Here is a 17,793-nt window from a genome sequence, read left to right on the forward strand (position 1 = left end):
GCCATTGTGGCTTGATCAGGCTGCAGGTGCCTTCGCCTCCTTGAGCAACTGCTGAATCATCTGCTCCTGCGCTTCGTAACGACCTTCGCCGAAGTGGCTGTAACGCACCTGCCCCTTGGCGTCGATCAGGTAATGCGCCGGCCAGTACTGATTGTCGAAGTGGCGCCAGATCGCGTAGTTGTTGTCGATGGCCACCGGGTAGGTAATGCCGAGCTTTTGCACCTGATCCCTGACGTTGTCGATGATCCGCTCGTAGCCGTATTCCGGGGTATGCACGCCGATCACCACCAAGCCGTCCTTCTGGTATTTCTGCGCCCAGTCTTTGACGTACGGCAGCGTGTGCTGGCAGTTGATGCAGTCGTAGGTCCAGAAATCCACCAGCACCACTTTGCCACGCAGGGATTCGGCGCTCAGCTCGGGGGAGTTCAGCCATTGCACGGCGCCGGACAACGACGGCATCGCGCCGTGGCCTTGCTCCGGCATCGTATCGGCGCGGACTTTGTTGACGAAGTAGTCGACGACTTTCGGCATGTTTTCCAGCACGCTTTTCTCGACGCTGGCGACGCCTTCGGAAGAAGTGCCAGCGAGCAGCGTCTTGTCGGCGCCAGTGGAGATCACTGCTGCGGCCGCGAGCACCGCCACACCAGCGCCGCGCCGAAACCAACCGGTGAACGGAATCGATGGTTTCAGCCGATTGACCAGCCCACGCCCGGCGAAAACCAAGGCCCCCAACGACAACGCACTGCCGGCGCCGTACGCCAGGAGCAGCAAACTGGTGTGAGCATTGGCGCCTTGCAGCATCGCCCCGGTCAGAATCACGCCGAGGATCGGCCCGGCACACGGTGCCCACAACAGGCCAGTGGCGACACCGAGCATGATCGAGCCCATTGGCCCGGCGCTTTTACGCGTGCTTGCATCGAGGCGATTGCCGAGCAGTACCAACGGCCGGGTCAGCCAGTCACCGACACGCGCGGAAATCAGCGACAGCGCGAACAACACCATCACCACCAGCGCAATGTGCCGGCCACTGTTGCTGGCCTGAATCACCCATTCGCTGCTGACCACGGCCAGGCTGGAAATCAGCGCGAACGTCAGCGCCATGCCACCAAGGGTCAGCAGGATCGACGAGCGCTGGCGGTTGGCGCCGGCGAACAGGAACGGCACCACCGGCAAAATACACGGGCTGAGAACGGTCAACAGACCGCCGAGGAATGCGATTAAGTACATGATGGGTCACCCTGAAAATAGTGGGCCCTGTGGCGAAGGGCTTATCCCGCACCACAGGGTTATTTACCGAAACTCAGGCGCTCTGGCTGTCCAGCCACTGGCTCTGCGGCGTGCGGCTGGCGCCGTTCTCGGCAAACATCTGGCCTTGTGGTGTGCGACTGGCGCCGTCGGCGGCGATCAAGCCGTCAGTCCCCGATTGGGCTACCGGCGTCAGTTGAAAGCAGTTGCCGCTGTGGCAGCTATGCTGTTCAACCGCGGCGTTGGCGTGGGCGGCGACGCCGGCCAGGGAGAAGGCGATGGCGGTCAAAAAACGTGAGACGTTGTGCATGATGTTTCTCCTCAGGATGGGTAAATGACTCAGTTGTCGTTGTTGCAGCCGTCAGCGAACTTGCGGTAATCCAGCACCTGAGTGGCGCCGGTCGAATCGAGGTAAGTCATGCGTGCATCGACGATGCCGCAGACCACCGAGTTGTCCTGTTTCAGCGAGATCACTTTGTGGATATCCAGGTGAGTGCCGTAGGTGTAGGTTTGCGGGGTCACCACGGCTTCGGCGCGGGCCGACAGGGTGCAAACGTTCAACGCGGCAAACAGGCAGGTGGCAATGGTGGTTTTGCTGATCATGATGGTGTCCTCAAGGCTGCAATGGGTTTGGGCCGAGGCGATCGGTGTGGGCCTCGATGAAACCTATTTGAAGCTCGCGAGGTATCGCGGATGTGTCGGGAAACAGCGCGGATAAATCGTTACGTATCCCTGCCGGCCGGGGATACACAGCGATACAAAACCCGGGAAACATTGCGTTTTTGCGTCCCCGTGTATCCGTCGACACGGCAGATACACTGCAATACAAAGGCAGGCAGGCGGGCCGCTGAAGGCTCGATAGACTGCACGGCATTCCCCTTTGCTAGAGGTTTGAACCGATGGACCATGTCGATCACATTCTCATCGTCGATGACGACCGCGAGATCCGTGAACTGGTAGGCAATTACCTGAAGAAAAACGGCCTGCGCACCACCGTGGTCGCCGATGGCCGGCAAATGCGCAGCTTTCTCGACGCCAACACGGTCGACCTGATCGTGCTCGACATCATGATGCCCGGCGACGATGGCCTGCAGCTGTGCCGCGAACTGCGCGTAGGCAAACACAAGGCCACGCCAGTGCTGATGCTGACCGCGCGCAACGATGAAACCGATCGCATCATTGGTCTGGAAATGGGCGCGGACGATTACCTGACCAAACCCTTCGCCGCCCGCGAGCTGCTCGCACGGATCAACGCCGTGTTGCGTCGCACGCGGATGCTGCCGCCCAATCTGGTGGTCACCGAAGCCGGCCGGTTGTTGGCTTTCGGTCGCTGGCAACTCGACACCTCGGCCCGCCACTTGCTCGACAAGGACGGCACCATGGTCGCCCTCAGCGGCGCCGAATACCGTTTGCTACGGGTATTTCTCGATCATCCGCAGCGGGTGCTCAGCCGCGACCAACTGCTCAACCTGACGCAGGGCCGTGACGCCGATCTGTTCGACCGCTCGATCGATTTGCTGGTCAGCCGTCTGCGCCAGCGCTTGCTGGATGACGCGCGCGAGCCGGCCTACATCAAGACCGTGCGCAGCGAAGGCTATGTGTTCTCGCTACCGGTCGAAATCCTCGGTGCGCCGGCATGAGCCGCAGCCTGCATTGGCCACGCACCCTCGCCTCGCGCCTGTCGCTGATCTTTCTGATCGGGCTGATTCTGGCCCAGGCGTTGTCGTTCGGTGCGCAGTATTACGAGCGTTACCAAAGCGCGAAAAACACCATGCTCGGCAATCTCGAAACCGACGTGTCGACCTCGATTGCGATCCTCGACCGCTTGCCCGCCGAGGAGCGCCCGGCCTGGCTGCAACGTCTGGCGCGGGCCAACTACGGCTATCTGCTGAGCGAAGGTGAACCTGGGGTGCCGATCAAGGCCGGCGATGTGCCGATTGCCGTGACTTCGATCACCGATGCGCTCGGCGAAAACTATCCGCTGACTTTCACCGACATTCCCGGCGCGCAAAAACATTTTCAGGGACATTTGCATCTCGGCGACGGCAGCCCGGTGACCATCGATGTGCGCCCGTCGATGGTGCCGCTGTCACCGTGGTTGCCGGCGGTGTTGCTGGGGCAACTGGCACTGATGATCGCCTGCACCTGGCTGGCGGTGCGCATCGCCATCCGCCCGCTCACCCGCCTCGCCAACGCCGTGGAAACCCTCGACCCCAATGCGCACCCTATCCAGCTCGATGAAAAAGGCCCGAGCGAAGTGGTCTACGCCGCGCGCGCCTTCAACGCGATGCAGGCACGTATCGCTGCTTACCTGAAAGAACGCATGCAACTGCTCGCCGCCATTTCCCATGACCTGCAAACGCCGATCACGCGGATGAAACTGCGCGCCGAATTCATGGACGACTCGGCGGAAAAGGACAAGCTGTGGAACGACCTCGGCGAGATGGAACACCTGGTGCGCGAAGGCGTTGCCTACGCCCGCAGCATCCACGGTTCGACCGAAGAAAGTCGGCGCACCAACATGGATTCGTTTCTCGAAAGCCTGGTGTTCGACTATCAGGACATGGGCAAGGACGTGCAACTTGTGGGCAAAAGCGAGGTGGTCATCGACACCCGTCCGCATGCCTTGCGTCGCGTGCTGGTCAACCTCACCGACAACGCGCTGAAGTTTGCCGGCGCCGCCGAAGTGTGGGTGGAAGCGAACAAGGGCAACCTGTCGCTGACCGTCATGGATCGCGGCCCGGGCATCGCCGAGGCTGAACTGACGCAGGTGCTGGAGCCGTTTTACCGGGTGGAAAACTCACGTAATCGCGAGACCGGTGGCACCGGCCTCGGCTTGGCCATCGCCCAACAATTGGCGATGGCGCTGGGCGGCTCGCTGACCCTGAGGAACCGCGAGGGCGGCGGGCTCTGCGCTGAACTCAAATTGCCCCTGCACGCCTGAACGCTGTGAAAAAACCTGTGGGAGCGAGCTTGCTCGCGAAGGCGTCGTGTCAGTTGAACCTTTGGCTGACTGACACACCGCTTTCGCGAGCAGGCTCGCTCCCACAAGGTTTTTATAATTCCTGACGTTCAGGGTTCCAGGCCAACTACGCCGTCTTCGTGCATTTGCTGCAACAACGCCAACCCACTGTCCATGAATGCTGCGGAGCCAGACTGACCGGCCTCGCTCGCCAGCGCTTGCAGATGCTCGCGCCCGCTCAACGAGGGCAACTCGCCGATGCGCTGCAACAACCGCCAGGCCAACGGGCTCAATTCAGCAAACCTGACGCTGAAATCCACCGAACGCCGCACCAGCAACAGCGTCGGTTGCGCTGGCGGCTCGGCAGGTTGCCGGTCCGGCGACAGCAACTGCACCGGCCACACATACGCCAGCGGCCACGCCAGTGCCGACACCTGCAAGGGTCGATCCAGCAAGAAGGCCGGATCACTCGACGGCAAGGGCTCGGCAGCGGATTGCTGCAGCACCATCTCTACCCATTCGTAATGCGCCAGTTCCAGCAGAAACGCCGGCCAGTCACCGTCATTCAAAACCGCAGGTGCGGCGGCGAGAAACCCGACAAACTCTTCAGCGATCTTGCCAAACCTGGGTGTTTGCGCGCGGTAATCACGTAGAAAACTGCGCAGCAATGTACGCCAGCGAGCATCGCCAATGATCCCGACCAACACCGGAAAGGTCGGGCTCAACAACGCCGAAACGTTATTGAACACCAGGTCCCGATAGACGTTGACCCGTGCGGCGTTCATGTCGGCTGGCAGAGGCTGATTGTCGGGATCGCGTAAATACGCGGTCAGCGCGTGCTGTTGCAACTGCAGATTATCCACGGCGCACCTCCTGACTTTGCAGTTGGCGAAGGGTCTGCAACTCGGCGACCAGTTCGCAAAACGCCGGAAAGTTGAAGTCCCGTTCCAGCAAGGTCGGTTGCGCGCCGAATCGAGCAAAAGCGTCAGCCAACAGCGACCAGACCACGGGTTTAACCGAGGCGCCGTGGGTGTCGATCTTTAACGTGTCCGACTCATCAAAATGCCCGGCCACGTGCATGCCGACCACCCTGCCCGGCTCGATCCCGGCCAGGAACTGATGAGGATCGAAACCGTGGTTGATCGAATTGACGTAGACGTTATTCACGTCCAACAGCAAATCGCAGTCAGCCTCGCGCAGCACCGCGTTGGTAAACGTCACCTCGTCCATGTCCTGCCGTGGCGCGGCATAGTAAGAAACGTTTTCCACTGCCAGACGCCGCCCGAGAATGTCCTGAGAGTGGCGGATCCGCGCGGCGACGTGGCGCACCGCCTCCTCGGTGAAGGGCAACGGCAGCAGATCATAGAGATGGCCGTCGTCGCTGCAGTAGCTCAGGTGTTCGCTGTACAACGGCACCTGGTGATGGTCGAGAAAGCCACGCACTTCCTGAAGAAAACCGACGTCGAGCGGCGCCGAACCGCCAAGCGAAAGTGACAAGCCGTGACAGGTCAGCGGATAACGCTCGGCCAGTTCGCGTAACGCCGCACCGTGGGCGCCGCCGACGCCGATCCAGTTTTCCGGGGCGACTTCGAGAAAGTCGAAATCGCCTGTGCGGGCGGCTTGCAGGTCTTTGAGCAATCCACGGCGCAGGCCGAGCCCGACGCTGGGTTGCAGTGATGAGACAGGCGTTTGCATGGCGGTGTACCTCAGCGATGGTTTTCTCCAGTTGAACCGCCGGCTGTATCGCGCCTGTGTGCACTTGACCGGGCATTTGCCGCCCTGTGTATCCGCCAACCAGCGCGATACACAGTGATACACACGCCTGTCTGCACCACAGATCAGTCGTAGAAATGAGCCTGCAATTGCCCGGTGTCGCCCGGAAAAAGCCGGCTAGACTGATTTATTACCCAGTCGAGGGGGACGCAGGACGTTTGCGGTGCCCTGCCTACTTCCGCGACCACCGCCCGGTGGCGCACGCCTCGACCTTCGACGCCGCCGGACTGTGATCCTGTTTCAGGAGCACACGTGATGGACGAGGCGAAGCTCAACGAATTCATGGGCAAACTGGTCAACGACATGGGCGGCGCGGCGATGCTGGCCAATGTCATCGTCGGTGAAGAACTCGGCCTGTACCGGGCGATGGCCGACAGTCAGCCGATCAGCCCCGAAGCCCTCGCGGGCAAAACCAGTTGCAACCCGCGTCTGGTGCGCGAATGGCTCAGCGCACACGCCGCTTCAGGCTACATGGAGCACCACGACGGCCAGTTCCATTTGCCAGAGGAACAGGCGCTCGCGCTCGCCGTGGAAGATTCGCCGGTGTACGTCGCCGGCGGATTGGGCGTGGTGGCGTCGTTTTTCCATGACAAGGACAAACTGGTCAAAGCCATGCGCGGCAACGGCGCCCTGCCCTGGGGCGATCACCATCCGTGCATGTTCACCGGCACCGAACGCTTCTTTCGCCCCGGCTACAAAGGCCATCTGATTGCCGAATGGTTACCGGCGCTGGACGGTGTGGTGGCCAAGCTTGAGGATGGCGCCAAGGTCGCCGACGTCGGCTGCGGCCACGGCGCCTCGACGGTGATCATGGCCCAGGCGTTTCCCAACTCGCGTTTCGTCGGTTTCGACTACCACGCGCCGTCGACCACCGTCGCCACCCAGCGCGCCGAAGAAGGTGGTGTCAGCAGCCGGGCGAAGTTCTTTCAGGGCACGGCGAAGAGCTACCCCAGCGATGACTATGACCTGATCTGCTATTTCGACTGCCTGCACGACATGGGCGATCCGGTGGGCGCTGCGCGGCATGCCTACGATTCACTCAAGGATGACGGCACGGTGTTGTTGGTCGAACCGTTCGCCAACGACACGCTGGACGACAACATCAACCCGGTCGGGCGCCTGTTCTACGCGGCGTCGACGTTCATTTGCACGCCGAACTCGCTGTCGCAGGAAGTCGGTCTTGGTCTCGGTGCGCAGGCTGGGGAAATGCGTCTGCGCAAAGTGTTTGCCGAAGCCGGGTTCAAGCAATTCAGGCGAGCGACGCAGACGCCGTTCAACCTGATTCTGGAGGCGCGCAAGTAATCCCCCAGATGCATAACCTGAGGTTGGTGCTAACCTGCTGGCACTGTTCACTTCGGAGCGCTGACCATGCTCGACAGCCCGACCCAGGAACACCTCGACACGCTGCAACAGGCGATGGCCGACGGCGATTTTCTGGTGCTGACCGGCGCCGGCATCAGCACCCCGTCGGGCATCCCCGATTACCGCGACAGCGCCGGTGTGCGCCGTGGGCGCCAGCCGATGATGTATCAGGAATTCCTCGCCGCCCCGGAATCGCGCCGCCGTTACTGGGCGCGGGCGATGCTCGGCTGGCCACGCGTACGCCAGGCGCAGCCGAATGCGGCGCACCAAGCGTTAGCCAGTTTGCAGCGCGATGCGCGGATCAGCGCTTTGATCACGCAAAACGTCGATACCCTGCACGACCAGGCCGGCAGTCAGGATGTGATCGAACTGCATGGCAGCCTGCATCGCGTGCTGTGTCTGGATTGCGGCCAGCGTAGCGAGCGCGATGCGATTCAGCGCCTGATGGAAATGCACAATCCGTATCTGGCTGGCGTCGACGCGGTGCAGGCGCCGGATGGCGACACCCTGCTCGATCCGGCGTTCGAAGCTCGATTTCAGGTGCCGCACTGCCCGCATTGCGCTGGGGAGCGGATGAAGCCGGACGTGGTGTTTTTCGGTGAGAACGTCGCGGCGCACACAGCGGCGCGGGCCATGGCGGCGGCAGAAAATGCGGCGGGGATGTTGGTCGTGGGTTCGTCGTTGATGGCGTATTCGGCGTTTCGTCTGTGCCGGGTGATGGCTGATCGCGGCAAACCGCTGATCGCCATCAACCTGGGCAAGACTCGGGCGGATGATTTGCTGGATTTGAAGATTGAAGCGTCTTGCGAACAGGTTTTGCCGTTGTTGGTTCGAGAGCTGGATCGGTAAGTTGCTGCACCTTGCGCTCGACTTGAAATCCAGCCCCTCACCCTGGCCCTCTCCCAAGGGAGAGGGGACTGACCGAGTTGTCTGGGCTGAATACTGCGACCTGAAAATGCTGAGTCGAGCTCACAAGCTGAACAACCCCCGATCAGCTCCCTTTCCCCCTCGCCCCTGGGGGAGAGGGTTGGGGTGAGGGGTAGGTCTCACAGTCGCCCCAAATCTTCAGCCTTGAGAATATCGAACAACGCCTGCGCCGCCGCCGACAATTCATTCCCTGGCTCGGTCAGCACGCCGATCGCTCGTTCTACCGAGTCGTTCAAGGTCAGGCAATGCGCGCCCAACTCCTGCATCTGCTCTGCACACAGCGCCGGCACTGCGCTGACACCCAGCCCACTGGCAACCATCCGCCCGACCGTCGCCAGTTGATGGCTTTCAAATTCCACCGGCAGTTTCATGCCTCGGGCCTGCAAGTGTTCTTCGAGCATCACCCGCACCGTCGACGGTCGCTGCAGCGTGATGAACGGCTCCTGCAACAACGTCTGCCAGTCGATCTCGCGGCGCGTGGCCAATGGCGAATCCTTCGGCACCACCGCGACGAAGCGGTCCATATAAAGCGGCGTGAATGTCATCGAGGTGTTCTGCATCGGCTCGAACGCCACACCCAGTTCCACCTGACGGTCACGGACCATCTCCAGCACTTGCTCGTTGATCACATCGTTGACCGTGACATTGACGTTCGGATAGCGCGCGCGAAAGGTCTTGAGGATCGGCGGCAGGAGGTTGCCGGCAAACGATGGCATCGCCGCCAGCGTCACCCGCCCGCGCTGCAAGCTGAAGCGTTGACGCATTTCGTCTTCGGCGTTGTCCCAGTCGGCGATCAGGCGCCGGGCCAGCGGCAGCAGCGATTCGCCTTCCGGGGTCAGCGCGACATTGCGCGTGTTGCGGCTGAACAGGCGCCCGCCCAGCCCCTCCTCCAACGCCTTGATCGTCAGGCTCAGCGCCGACTGCGACAGGTGCAGACGCTCGCACGCCACGGCGAAGCTCAGGCTGTGCGCCACGGCAAGAAAGGCGCGAATCTGTTTGATGGTCATGCTCGCTTCGCTCCAGTTGTAAGCTACAAGCGTTAAGCGGCAAGCAAAAACGCTACTATTGAGTTTTATCTATCAATCAACCTTAAAAATCAACTTAACAAATATATCTTCCAGCGAGACACTCCAACCATTCGGCTAGCCAGCCGCCCGCAAATAATAAAAGAGGTGCATATGGCAGGTTTCGACAAGCGCGTGAGTTCCTACGAGGAAGCCCTCGCCGGGCTGGAAGACGGCATGACCGTCATCGCCGGCGGCTTTGGTCTGTGTGGCATTCCGGAAAACCTGATCGCCGAGATCAAACGCAAAGGCACCCGCGATCTGACCGTGGTTTCCAACAACTGCGGCGTCGATGGCTTTGGCCTCGGCGTGCTGCTCACCGACCGCCAGATCAGCAAAGTCATCGCCTCCTACGTCGGCGAAAACAAGCTGTTCGAAGAGCAACTGCTCAAAGGCGACATCGAAGTCATCCTGACCCCGCAAGGCACCCTCGCCGAGAAAATGCGCGCGGGCGGCGCCGGCATCCCTGCCTTCTTCACCGCCACCGGCGTCGGCACTCCCGTTGCCGAAGGCAAGGAAGTGCGTGAATTCAAGGGTCGCAAGTACCTGATGGAAGAATCCATCACCGGCGACTTCGCCATCGTCAAAGGCTGGAAAGCCGACCACTTCGGCAACGTCATCTATCGTCACACCGCGCAGAACTTCAACCCGCTGGCGGCCACTGCCGGCAAGATCACCGTGGTTGAAGTCGAAGAAATCGTCGAACCCGGCGAACTCGACCCCTCGCAGATCCACACCCCGGGCATCTACGTCGATCGGGTCATTTGCGGCACGTTCGAAAAACGCATCGAACAGCGCACCATCCGCAAATAATTCAGGCTGACGGAGAATAAAAACATGGCACTTTCCCGCGAACAAATGGCTCAGCGCGTCGCCCGCGAAATGCAGGACGGCTTCTACGTGAACCTCGGTATCGGCATTCCGACCCTGGTCGCCAACTACATTCCCGACGGCATGGAAGTCATGCTGCAATCGGAAAACGGCCTGCTCGGCATGGGTCCGTTTCCGACGGAGGACACCATCGATGCCGACATGATCAACGCTGGCAAACAAACCGTGACTGCACGTATCGGTGCGTCGATTTTCAACTCCGCCGAATCCTTCGCGATGATCCGCGGTGGTCATGTCGACCTGACCGTGCTCGGCGCGTTCGAAGTCGACGTCGAAGGCAACATCGCTTCGTGGATGATCCCCGGCAAACTGGTCAAGGGCATGGGCGGCGCGATGGATCTGGTGGCCGGCGCCGACAACATCATCGTCATCATGACCCACGCGTCGAAGGATGGTGAGTCCAAGCTGCTCGCCAAATGCAGCCTGCCGCTGACCGGCGCCGGTTGCATCAAACGCGTGCTGACCGACCTCGCCTACCTGGAAATCGAAAATGGCGCTTTTGTCCTCAAGGAACGCGCACCTGGCGTCAGCGTCGAGGAAATCGTCGCCAAAACCGCTGGTAAACTGATCGTCCCGGATCACGTACCGGAAATGCAGTTCGCTGCCCAGTGAGGAGTTCGAAAATGCAAGACGTCGTAATTGTTGCCGCCACGCGTACCGCGATCGGCAGTTTCCAGGGCTCCCTGGCCAGCGTTTCCGCGGTGGATCTGGGCGCGGCGGTGATCCGCCAGTTACTTGCACAGACCGGTCTGGACGGTGCGCAGGTCGATGAAGTGATCATGGGCCAGGTGCTGACCGCCGGCGCCGGCCAGAACCCGGCGCGACAGGCTGCGATCAAGGCTGGTCTGCCCCACGCCGTACCGGCGCTGACCCTGAACAAGGTCTGCGGTTCGGGCCTCAAGGCCCTGCACCTCGGTGCGCAGGCGATCCGTTGCGGCGACGCGGAGGTGATCATCGCCGGCGGCCAGGAAAACATGAGCCTGTCCAACTATGTGATGCCGGGCGCACGCACCGGTCTGCGCATGGGCCACGCGCAAATCGTCGACACCATGATCAGCGATGGCCTGTGGGATGCGTTCAACGATTACCACATGGGCATCACTGCCGAGAACCTCGTCGACAAATACGACATCAGCCGCGAACAGCAGGACGCCTTCGCTGCCGCTTCTCAGCAGAAAGCCGCCGCTGCCATCGAGGCCGGTCGCTTTGTCGATGAAATCACTCCGATCCTGATCCCGCAGCGCAAGGGCGATCCGGTGGCGTTCCAGGTCGACGAGCAACCGCGCGGCGACACCACCGCCGAATCGCTGGCGAAACTGCGTCCGGCGTTCAAGAAGGACGGCAGCGTCACCGCCGGGAATGCTTCGTCGCTGAACGATGGCGCCGCCGCGGTGATTCTGATGAGCGCCGAAAAAGCCAAATCCCTTGGCCTGCCGGTGCTGGCGACCATCGCCGCTTATGCCAACGCAGGTGTCGATCCGGCGATCATGGGCATTGGTCCGGTGTCGGCGACCCGTCGCTGCCTCGACAAGGCCGGCTGGAACATCGACCAGCTCGACCTGATCGAAGCCAACGAAGCTTTCGCCGCGCAATCACTGGCGGTGGCCAAGGATCTGCAGTGGGATCTGAACAAGGTCAACGTCAACGGCGGCGCCATTGCGTTGGGTCACCCAATCGGCGCATCGGGCTGCCGCGTGCTGGTGACGCTGCTGCATGAAATGATCAAGCGTGATGCGAAAAAGGGTCTGGCGACCCTGTGCATCGGCGGCGGCCAGGGTGTGGCTTTGGCGCTGCAACGCGCTTAAGCAAGCGTTCAACGGCAGGCGGCGGATCCACGACATCCGCTGATTGCTGGCAACAAAAACCCGGTGCGACTTGCGTTGCACCGGGTCTTTTTTTGCCTGTTCGAAATCTGCAGTGAATGTTGCGGCCCCTTCGCGAGCAGGCTCGCTCCCACTTTGGAAATGCGGTCCCCTGTGGGAGCGAGCCTGCTCGCGAAGAGGCCAGCCCAAACACAACAAAACTCAGCCGGCCAATTGCAAAATCAACCAGGCATTCGCCCCGCTGATCACCGCAAACAACCCCCACGCCAAAACCCTCGTCGGCAACCGATTCACAAACGGCCCCATCAGTTGCTGGTCATTGGTCATGCGAATCAGCGGATACAGGGCAAACGGCAACTGCAAACTCAACACCACCTGGCTCAACACCAACAACTTGCCCACCGCGTTATCGCCCATCAACCACACGCCAATGAACGCCGGAATCAGCGCCAGCCCGCGGGTGATCAAACGCCGCTGCCAGCACGGGATCCGCAGTTTCAGGTAACCCTCCATGATTACCTGCCCGGCGATGGTGCCGGTGAACGTCGAGCTCTGTCCCGACGCCAGCAACGCCACACCGAACAGCACGCTGGCCAGTGCGCCACCGACCAGCGGATCGAGCAAGTGGTAAGCATCCTGAATATCCACCACATCGGTATGCCCGGACTGATGGAACGCCGCCGCTGCGAGAATCAGGATCGCCGCGTTGACCAGTAACGCCAGCGCCAACGAGCCGATGGTGTCGATGCGCGCCAGTTTCACTGCATCCTGCTTGCTCGCCAGATCCTTGCCGATCATCCGCGTCTGCACGATCGAGGTGTGCAGATAGAGGTTATGCGGCATCACCGTCGCGCCGAGAATGCCGATGGCCAGGTACAGCGGCGCGGCATCGCTGATTGCCGCCAATGACGGTTTGAAGCCTTGGGCGACGTCCGGCCAGTACGGTTTGATCAGCAGCAGTTCGACGAAGAAACACACGCCGATGGTCGCGACCAGCACCAGCATGATCGCTTCCAGTCGGCGGAAGCCACGGTTCTGCAAGGCCAGCACCAACAAGGTGTCGAACGCCGTCAGGGCGATACCGAAGGTCAGGGAACAGCCAAGCAGCAAGTGAAACGCCAGCGCACAACCGAGCACTTCGGCAAGGTCAGTGGCAATGATCGAGATTTCCGCCAGCACCCACTGCAACCGCGCGGTCGGCGTGCTGTAGCGCTCGCGGGACAGTTGCGCGAGGTCGCGGCCGGTGGCGATGCCCAAGCGCGAACACAGGCACTGCACGACCATCCCCGCCAGACTCGCCAGCAACACCACGAACAACAGGCTGTAGCCAAAACGCGACCCGGCCTCGATGGCGGTGGCCCAGTTGCCCGGGTCCATGTAGCCGATCGACACCAGCAACCCGGGGCCGGCGAATCGCAGCACGCGTTTGAAGAACGGGGCACTCGGATCAACCGCGACACTGCCGGCCACTTCCGGCGGACAAAACGGCGCGGTGGCGATTTTGGGCAAACTGAATTTCACGCACACATCCAGAAACAAGTCGGAAAAACGCAGCTTAGACGGTTCAGCCCGAGCCTTGAAGCGTAAAAAAATCTATCGACTCACCCCTAACAACTGCTCACGCAACTCGGGGCTGCGTGTGCGCGGATCCAGCCAGATATCGAAAAACGCCCGGGCAAACAGCGGGTCATCGATTTCATGCTGCAACTGCTGCCCGACAAAAAACCGCGCACCCTGCCCCGGCAGATACACGCCGGTGATTCGCGTACCGGCCTGCACATCGACGAAAGATTGCTGCATCTGTAGCTGCCAGCCGGCCAATTGCGCAGGGCTGACGCTGCTGCCGGCCAGGCGTTTGATTTCATCGACACTGGCCTTGACCAGATCGTCACGGGAAATACTGCGGCGATAAATCAACTCGAGCGCAAAGGGCTGACCGTCCATCAAGGGTCGCGCGGCGCTCCACAGGCGCGCGTTGTAGACATCAAAACCGAACACACTGAAATCGCCGGTACCGATAATCTGCGCACCGGGCACCGCGTCCTGCCAATTGGCCCAGGTCGGTGTCAGCAACAGCGCCCACAGGCCGATGCCGCAACATCCACGCAACACCTTCGGTGTTCTGTTCATCGCGGTATCGACTCCGGCCAGCCCTGATAGTCAGAGCATAGTCGGCTACGGCCATCAGCACTTTGTATACAAAATTTGCACACATACGCAGCAATCGTTGCTCGGCAATGCTAACGTGGCCCCCATCCATCCGACGGAGACACGTGCGTGCTGATCCTCAAACTGCTGCTGATTCCCGGTTTTCTGCTGCTGATTTCCCTGGCGGGCAAACGTTGGGGGCCGAGTGTCGCGGGGTGGCTGTCGGGGTTGCCGGTGGTGGTCGGGCCGATTCTGTTTTTCCTCGCGATTGAACAAGGCCCGGCGTTTGCCGCGCAATCGGCCGTGGCCGCACTGTCGGCCATGTTCGCGATGATCGCCTTCTGCATCACCTACGCGCAGGTCGCGCAACGGGCCAACTGGCCATTGGCGCTGACAGTGTCGCTGGCGGTGTGGGCAGGGATTGCCGGGGTGCTGTCGCTGGTTCCGGCGTCGTTGCCGTTTTCCGTGGCGGCGGCGGCGATTGCGCTGCTGTCATCGCCGTACCTGTTTCCCAAGGTGCAACCGGTACTCAATGGCCCGGCGCCGAAGTCGGACAAGTTGATCTGGCGGATGATCGCCGGCGCCGCGTTGACGCTGGTTGTGACGATGCTCGCCAGCACCGTCGGCGAACGCTGGAGCGGACTGCTCGCGGTGTTCCCGGTGCTTGGCAGTGTGATGGCGGTGTTCTCCCAGCAAACGCGCGGCCCGGCGTTTACCGCCGTTCTTTTGCGTGCAACGGCGACGGGGATGTATTCGTTTTCGGCATTTTGCCTGGTCTCGGCGCTGACCTTGCCGAGCATGGGCTTGAGTGGCTTTGCCGTGGGTGTCGCGGTGTCGGTGGCGATGCTCGGCGTCACGCGCAAACTGCTCGCTAAACCCGTCCTGATAAAACAACCCCAGACCTGACATTAACCGGGGGGGAAAGGCGCAACAGCAATATCCGTTCAGACGAGCCGGGCTGGAGTGACAAGGCGCTGCGTGGGATGATCGCCCGCCTAGCGCGTCCATCACCCGGAGATTCGAATGTCATTGTTGAGCAAGAAAGCCGTTGTCCTGTTGCTGGCGGCAGTCGCCGGCCTCGGCGCCATCAACGCTCAGGCGGCCAAGGCCAAGGAAAAAGCCGGCACCGATAAAGTCTCGATGCTCGACGGCAAGTTCACCTTCGTGCTGCCCAAGGGCTTCGTCGCCGATCCGCTGCCGGCCAGCCCGAGCGGTGCGACAGGCACGATGTACACCAATGAGGCCACCAAGACCGTGGTCATCGCCGCCGAAAACAAGATTCCCGAGGGCACTCACGTCAAAGACAACGACGGTGAATTCCTCGACGGCAGCATGACCCGTTTCATCGAAGACCAAAGCAAAGCCTTGCCGGACTTCAATAAGCTCACTGAGAAAAGCCTGACCCGGAAAGGCACCGGCCTCGGTCTGCGTCAGGTCGACAGCACCGCCACCCAGGGCGGCGGCCAGACCCTCAACACCACGCTACTGGCCGGCTCCGGGACGAAAATGGCGCTGGTGCAGGTGATCTCCCGTGCCAGCGACAAGAAAGGTCACGATGCGCTGGTGAAAACCATCCTCAAGGATTGAGCTGCTGCAACCAGGCATTGAGATCGCGCAGTTCGGCCGCACTGATGCTGTGGCCGACACCCGGATAGGCGTGAAATTGCGGTGTGTAATCCAGCTTCTGTAGCTGTGCATTGGCTTCGGTACCGTCGTGGTACGGCACACGATCATCGGCGGTGCCGTGACCGATGAAGATGTTCAGCGGCAACGGTTGTTGTTCGGCCTTGAGCTCGGCTTTCAACACCGGCAACAACCGTCCGCTCAACGCCGCAATCCCCCCGACGGCGACTGGCGGCCGCAGCCCGACTTCGTACGTCATCATCGCGCCCTGACTGAAACCGATCAGGTACACCTTGTCGGGGCTGGTGTGATATTTCTTCGCCGCTTGCGCGATAAAGTCGCGCAGTTTCTGGCCACTGACCTTCAGATCATCGGTCTCGCCGTTGTAGGCACCTTCGCCTTTCTTGCGAAACCACTGGAAACGCCCTTCGCCCAACGCCAGCGGCGCCTGCACCGACAGGTAGTTGTACTGCGCCGGCAGCTGAAATTTCATGCCGATCAGATCAGCCTCGTTACTGCCGTAGCCGTGCAGGAAAATCACCAGCGGACGCGGCTCGGCGTCGGCGTGAACCTGTTCGATGTATTTCAGCGGCAGATCGGATTGCAGCGTGGTTTGCGCCTGGGCGGCGGTGGACGCCAGCAGGGTCAATAGAGCAAACACCTTCAACATAGAGCCTTCCTTCACGGGGTGTCGGGTTCACTGGGAGCCTAACACTCTGGGCCAAGGATCCAAATTCAGAGGTGATGTTGAAGGCCCCTTCGCGAGCAAGCTCGCTCCCACATTGAAATGCGTTCCCCTGTGGGAGCGAGCTTGCTCGCGAAAGGGCCAGTGAATCCAGCGAAGATCCGTCAGTCGTTCGTCAGCTTGCCCGTGCGAAACGCCACACGCCCCGCCACTTTCGCCTGCCAGATCCCGGGCTCGGTGTAACGCCCACGATCAAGCGCAAACAAAACCCCGCTGGTGCCCGCGCGCACGGTGCTCACGCGATCCTGCAACGGATCCACCACTTCAAACAGTGCATCACCCTTCTCCACCCACTCGCCGGCATTGCGCAGAAAACTCACCACGCCATGGTGCGGGGCGAACAGGTATTCGGTGCCCTCAAACGGCAAGCCTTCACAGCATTCGCTCGGCGCGGCCGGCCATTCACCGCTGATGAAACCCTGCTCGGCAAGAAAACCGAGGATCGCTTCACAGTTGGCCTGGGCCTGATCGACCCGGGTGTCGCCCATGCTGCCCAGCTCCAGGGTGGTGGCCAGATTCGCCGCCGGGATCGCTGCGTTGGGGAACGCCCGCGCCAGACGCAACCACGGCGTCGAGCAGGATTCATCGAACGAACTGCCGCCGGAGTCTTCACACAGCAACGCCACGCCCGCCTTCAGGCGTGCCGCCAGCGATTGCCACTGCGGCCAGTGTTGCGGCAACGCATACAGGTGAATCGCAGCGTCGAAGTCGCAATGCAGATCGAGGGTGATGTCGGCATCACAGGCATGGCGCAACAGCAAGCGATGCAGCGCTTCGAGTTGCGAGGCCGGCGCCGGCAGGTTGTCGAAAACCTCGCCCATGGTTTGGCGGATCAGCGCGACATTGGCCTCGGCATCCGCGCCCAGACGCTCACCGATCAGCACCCCGACCGGTGCGCTGAGTTCGACGAACGCGCGGTTGAAGTTCTTGCCGCTGCCCAGTTCGAAACGGCCCATGTGCGCGCCTTGCAGATGCTGGTCCAACCCGATCGGGTTGGCGACCGGCACCAGTTCGATCACGCCCTGCAAACGGCCTTGCTGCTCAAGTTCATTCAGGCGTTGCTTCAGTTCCCACGCGGTGCGCATGCCCGGCAGTTCATCGGCGTGCAGGCTGGCCTGGATGTACACCTTGCGGGGGCCCGCGCCGTAGCGAAACACGCTGAGAGAACGTTCGCTGCCAAGGTGGCTCCAGGGCAGAACATGGTCGATGCGTTGCATGGGAAAACTCCTG

Annotated in this window: 19 protein-coding genes; 9 read left to right on the forward strand and 10 right to left on the reverse strand. The window is 61.3% G+C overall.

The window, feature by feature from the left end; translation table 11 throughout:
* Positions 1-15: 15 nt before the first annotated feature.
* The 3 genes from A8O26_RS23015 to A8O26_RS23025 all read right to left on the reverse strand — a co-directional run bounded on the left by A8O26_RS23015 (position 16) and on the right by A8O26_RS23025 (position 1,848).
* Positions 16-1,227, reverse strand: coding sequence for a cytochrome c biogenesis protein DipZ (locus A8O26_RS23015; protein WP_064120015.1), 1,212 nt, complete (start codon positions 1,225-1,227; stop codon positions 16-18).
* A 73-nt stretch (positions 1,228-1,300) separates the two neighbouring features.
* Positions 1,301-1,555 carry a hypothetical protein gene (locus tag A8O26_RS23020; RefSeq protein WP_064120016.1) on the reverse strand — a complete coding sequence of 85 codons (255 nt, stop codon included), beginning with the start codon at positions 1,553-1,555 and terminating at the stop codon, positions 1,301-1,303.
* Positions 1,556-1,584: 29 nt separating this feature from the next.
* On the reverse strand, positions 1,585-1,848 hold the full coding sequence (locus A8O26_RS23025; protein ID WP_064120017.1) for a DUF2790 domain-containing protein: 264 nt from the start codon (positions 1,846-1,848) through the stop codon (positions 1,585-1,587).
* Between the two features lie 296 nt (positions 1,849-2,144).
* Between A8O26_RS23025 and A8O26_RS23030 the strand changes: the two genes are divergently transcribed.
* Both A8O26_RS23030 and A8O26_RS23035 read left to right on the forward strand, forming a co-directional pair.
* Positions 2,145-2,885, forward strand: a complete 741-nt coding sequence (locus A8O26_RS23030) for a response regulator (RefSeq protein ID WP_064120018.1) — start codon at positions 2,145-2,147, stop codon at positions 2,883-2,885.
* Complete coding sequence (locus tag A8O26_RS23035; RefSeq protein WP_064120019.1) at positions 2,882-4,189, forward strand: ATP-binding protein; 1,308 nt, start codon at positions 2,882-2,884, stop codon at positions 4,187-4,189. The genes A8O26_RS23030 and A8O26_RS23035 overlap by 4 nt, the downstream gene beginning before the upstream one ends.
* A 128-nt stretch (positions 4,190-4,317) precedes the next feature.
* On the opposite strand, the gene A8O26_RS23040 is transcribed toward A8O26_RS23035, so the two are convergent.
* Both A8O26_RS23040 and A8O26_RS23045 read right to left on the reverse strand, forming a co-directional pair.
* A complete protein-coding gene (locus A8O26_RS23040) occupies positions 4,318-5,070 on the reverse strand; it encodes an HvfC family RiPP maturation protein (protein ID WP_064120020.1) in 753 nt (250 codons plus the stop codon).
* Positions 5,063-5,902, reverse strand: coding sequence for an HvfB family MNIO-type RiPP peptide maturase (locus A8O26_RS23045; protein WP_064120021.1), 840 nt, complete (start codon positions 5,900-5,902; stop codon positions 5,063-5,065). The genes A8O26_RS23040 and A8O26_RS23045 overlap by 8 nt, the downstream gene beginning before the upstream one ends.
* 333 nt (positions 5,903-6,235) lie before the next feature.
* Here A8O26_RS23045 and A8O26_RS23050 point away from each other — a divergent pair, with 333 nt between their 5' ends.
* Both A8O26_RS23050 and A8O26_RS23055 read left to right on the forward strand, forming a co-directional pair.
* Complete coding sequence (locus A8O26_RS23050; RefSeq protein ID WP_064120022.1) at positions 6,236-7,282, forward strand: class I SAM-dependent methyltransferase; 1,047 nt, start codon at positions 6,236-6,238, stop codon at positions 7,280-7,282.
* 66 nt (positions 7,283-7,348) lie between these two features.
* Positions 7,349-8,191, forward strand: coding sequence for an NAD-dependent protein deacetylase (locus A8O26_RS23055; protein ID WP_064120023.1), 843 nt, complete (start codon positions 7,349-7,351; stop codon positions 8,189-8,191).
* Positions 8,192-8,388: 197 nt separating this feature from the next.
* On the opposite strand, the gene A8O26_RS23060 is transcribed toward A8O26_RS23055, so the two are convergent.
* A complete protein-coding gene (locus A8O26_RS23060) occupies positions 8,389-9,276 on the reverse strand; it encodes a LysR family transcriptional regulator (protein ID WP_064120024.1) in 888 nt (295 codons plus the stop codon).
* A gap of 171 nt (positions 9,277-9,447) precedes the next feature.
* On the opposite strand from A8O26_RS23060, the gene A8O26_RS23065 reads away from it, so the two are divergent.
* The 3 genes from A8O26_RS23065 to A8O26_RS23075 are packed head-to-tail and all read left to right on the forward strand — an operon-like array spanning position 9,448 to position 12,029.
* A complete protein-coding gene (locus A8O26_RS23065; RefSeq protein WP_016983257.1) occupies positions 9,448-10,146 on the forward strand; it encodes a CoA transferase subunit A in 699 nt (232 codons plus the stop codon).
* Positions 10,147-10,170: 24 nt separating this feature from the next.
* Positions 10,171-10,836 (forward strand): CoA transferase subunit B, encoded by a 666-nt coding sequence (locus tag A8O26_RS23070; RefSeq protein ID WP_064120025.1) that lies wholly within the window; start codon positions 10,171-10,173, stop codon positions 10,834-10,836.
* Between the two features lie 11 nt (positions 10,837-10,847).
* Positions 10,848-12,029 carry an acetyl-CoA C-acetyltransferase gene (locus A8O26_RS23075; protein WP_064120026.1) on the forward strand — a complete coding sequence of 394 codons (1,182 nt, stop codon included), beginning with the start codon at positions 10,848-10,850 and terminating at the stop codon, positions 12,027-12,029.
* Between the two features lie 219 nt (positions 12,030-12,248).
* Here A8O26_RS23075 and A8O26_RS23080 read toward each other — a convergent pair whose 3' ends face one another.
* Together A8O26_RS23080 and A8O26_RS23085 are read right to left on the reverse strand one after the other, a co-directional pair.
* Entirely contained in the window at positions 12,249-13,568 is a 1,320-nt protein-coding gene (locus A8O26_RS23080) for an Nramp family divalent metal transporter (RefSeq protein WP_064120027.1), read from the reverse strand.
* A 72-nt stretch (positions 13,569-13,640) separates the two neighbouring features.
* A complete protein-coding gene (locus A8O26_RS23085; protein WP_064120028.1) occupies positions 13,641-14,177 on the reverse strand; it encodes a chalcone isomerase family protein in 537 nt (178 codons plus the stop codon).
* 147 nt (positions 14,178-14,324) lie between these two features.
* On the opposite strand from A8O26_RS23085, the gene A8O26_RS23090 reads away from it, so the two are divergent.
* A complete protein-coding gene (locus A8O26_RS23090) occupies positions 14,325-15,101 on the forward strand; it encodes a hypothetical protein (RefSeq protein ID WP_064120029.1) in 777 nt (258 codons plus the stop codon).
* A gap of 117 nt (positions 15,102-15,218) precedes the next feature.
* The gene (locus A8O26_RS23095) at positions 15,219-15,782 is read left to right on the forward strand and encodes a hypothetical protein (RefSeq protein WP_064120030.1); all 564 of its coding nucleotides are present in this window, start codon (positions 15,219-15,221) and stop codon (positions 15,780-15,782) included.
* Here A8O26_RS23095 and A8O26_RS23100 read toward each other — a convergent pair.
* Both A8O26_RS23100 and A8O26_RS23105 read right to left on the reverse strand, forming a co-directional pair.
* A complete protein-coding gene (locus tag A8O26_RS23100; RefSeq protein ID WP_064120031.1) occupies positions 15,772-16,488 on the reverse strand; it encodes an alpha/beta hydrolase in 717 nt (238 codons plus the stop codon). The two genes, A8O26_RS23095 and A8O26_RS23100, sit on opposite strands and share 11 nt — an antisense overlap.
* A gap of 179 nt (positions 16,489-16,667) precedes the next feature.
* Positions 16,668-17,780: a succinylglutamate desuccinylase/aspartoacylase family protein gene (locus tag A8O26_RS23105; RefSeq protein ID WP_064120032.1), complete on the reverse strand. Its 1,113-nt coding sequence runs from the start codon at positions 17,778-17,780 to the stop codon at positions 16,668-16,670.
* Positions 17,781-17,793 lie beyond the last annotated feature (13 nt).

It is taken from the genome of Pseudomonas fluorescens (assembly GCF_001648775.1).
In the GTDB taxonomy this organism is placed as follows: Bacteria; Pseudomonadota; Gammaproteobacteria; order Pseudomonadales; family Pseudomonadaceae; genus Aquipseudomonas; species Aquipseudomonas fluorescens_M.

Coding starts and splice junctions, on each gene's coding strand:
- A8O26_RS23015 (WP_064120015.1), bottom strand. CDS start 1,227: ATGTACTTAATCGCATTCCTCGGCGGTCTGTTGACCGTTCTCAGCCCG.
- A8O26_RS23020 (WP_064120016.1), bottom strand. CDS start 1,555: ATGCACAACGTCTCACGTTTTTTGACCGCCATCGCCTTCTCCCTGGCC.
- A8O26_RS23025 (WP_064120017.1), bottom strand. CDS start 1,848: ATGATCAGCAAAACCACCATTGCCACCTGCCTGTTTGCCGCGTTGAAC.
- A8O26_RS23030 (WP_064120018.1), top strand. CDS start 2,145: ATGGACCATGTCGATCACATTCTCATCGTCGATGACGACCGCGAGATC.
- A8O26_RS23035 (WP_064120019.1), top strand. CDS start 2,882: ATGAGCCGCAGCCTGCATTGGCCACGCACCCTCGCCTCGCGCCTGTCG.
- A8O26_RS23045 (WP_064120021.1), bottom strand. CDS start 5,902: ATGCAAACGCCTGTCTCATCACTGCAACCCAGCGTCGGGCTCGGCCTG.
- A8O26_RS23050 (WP_064120022.1), top strand. CDS start 6,236: ATGGACGAGGCGAAGCTCAACGAATTCATGGGCAAACTGGTCAACGAC.
- A8O26_RS23055 (WP_064120023.1), top strand. CDS start 7,349: ATGCTCGACAGCCCGACCCAGGAACACCTCGACACGCTGCAACAGGCG.
- A8O26_RS23060 (WP_064120024.1), bottom strand. CDS start 9,276: ATGACCATCAAACAGATTCGCGCCTTTCTTGCCGTGGCGCACAGCCTG.
- A8O26_RS23065 (WP_016983257.1), top strand. CDS start 9,448: ATGGCAGGTTTCGACAAGCGCGTGAGTTCCTACGAGGAAGCCCTCGCC.
- A8O26_RS23070 (WP_064120025.1), top strand. CDS start 10,171: ATGGCACTTTCCCGCGAACAAATGGCTCAGCGCGTCGCCCGCGAAATG.
- A8O26_RS23075 (WP_064120026.1), top strand. CDS start 10,848: ATGCAAGACGTCGTAATTGTTGCCGCCACGCGTACCGCGATCGGCAGT.
- A8O26_RS23085 (WP_064120028.1), bottom strand. CDS start 14,177: ATGAACAGAACACCGAAGGTGTTGCGTGGATGTTGCGGCATCGGCCTG.
- A8O26_RS23095 (WP_064120030.1), top strand. CDS start 15,219: ATGTCATTGTTGAGCAAGAAAGCCGTTGTCCTGTTGCTGGCGGCAGTC.
- A8O26_RS23100 (WP_064120031.1), bottom strand. CDS start 16,488: ATGTTGAAGGTGTTTGCTCTATTGACCCTGCTGGCGTCCACCGCCGCC.
- A8O26_RS23105 (WP_064120032.1), bottom strand. CDS start 17,780: ATGCAACGCATCGACCATGTTCTGCCCTGGAGCCACCTTGGCAGCGAA.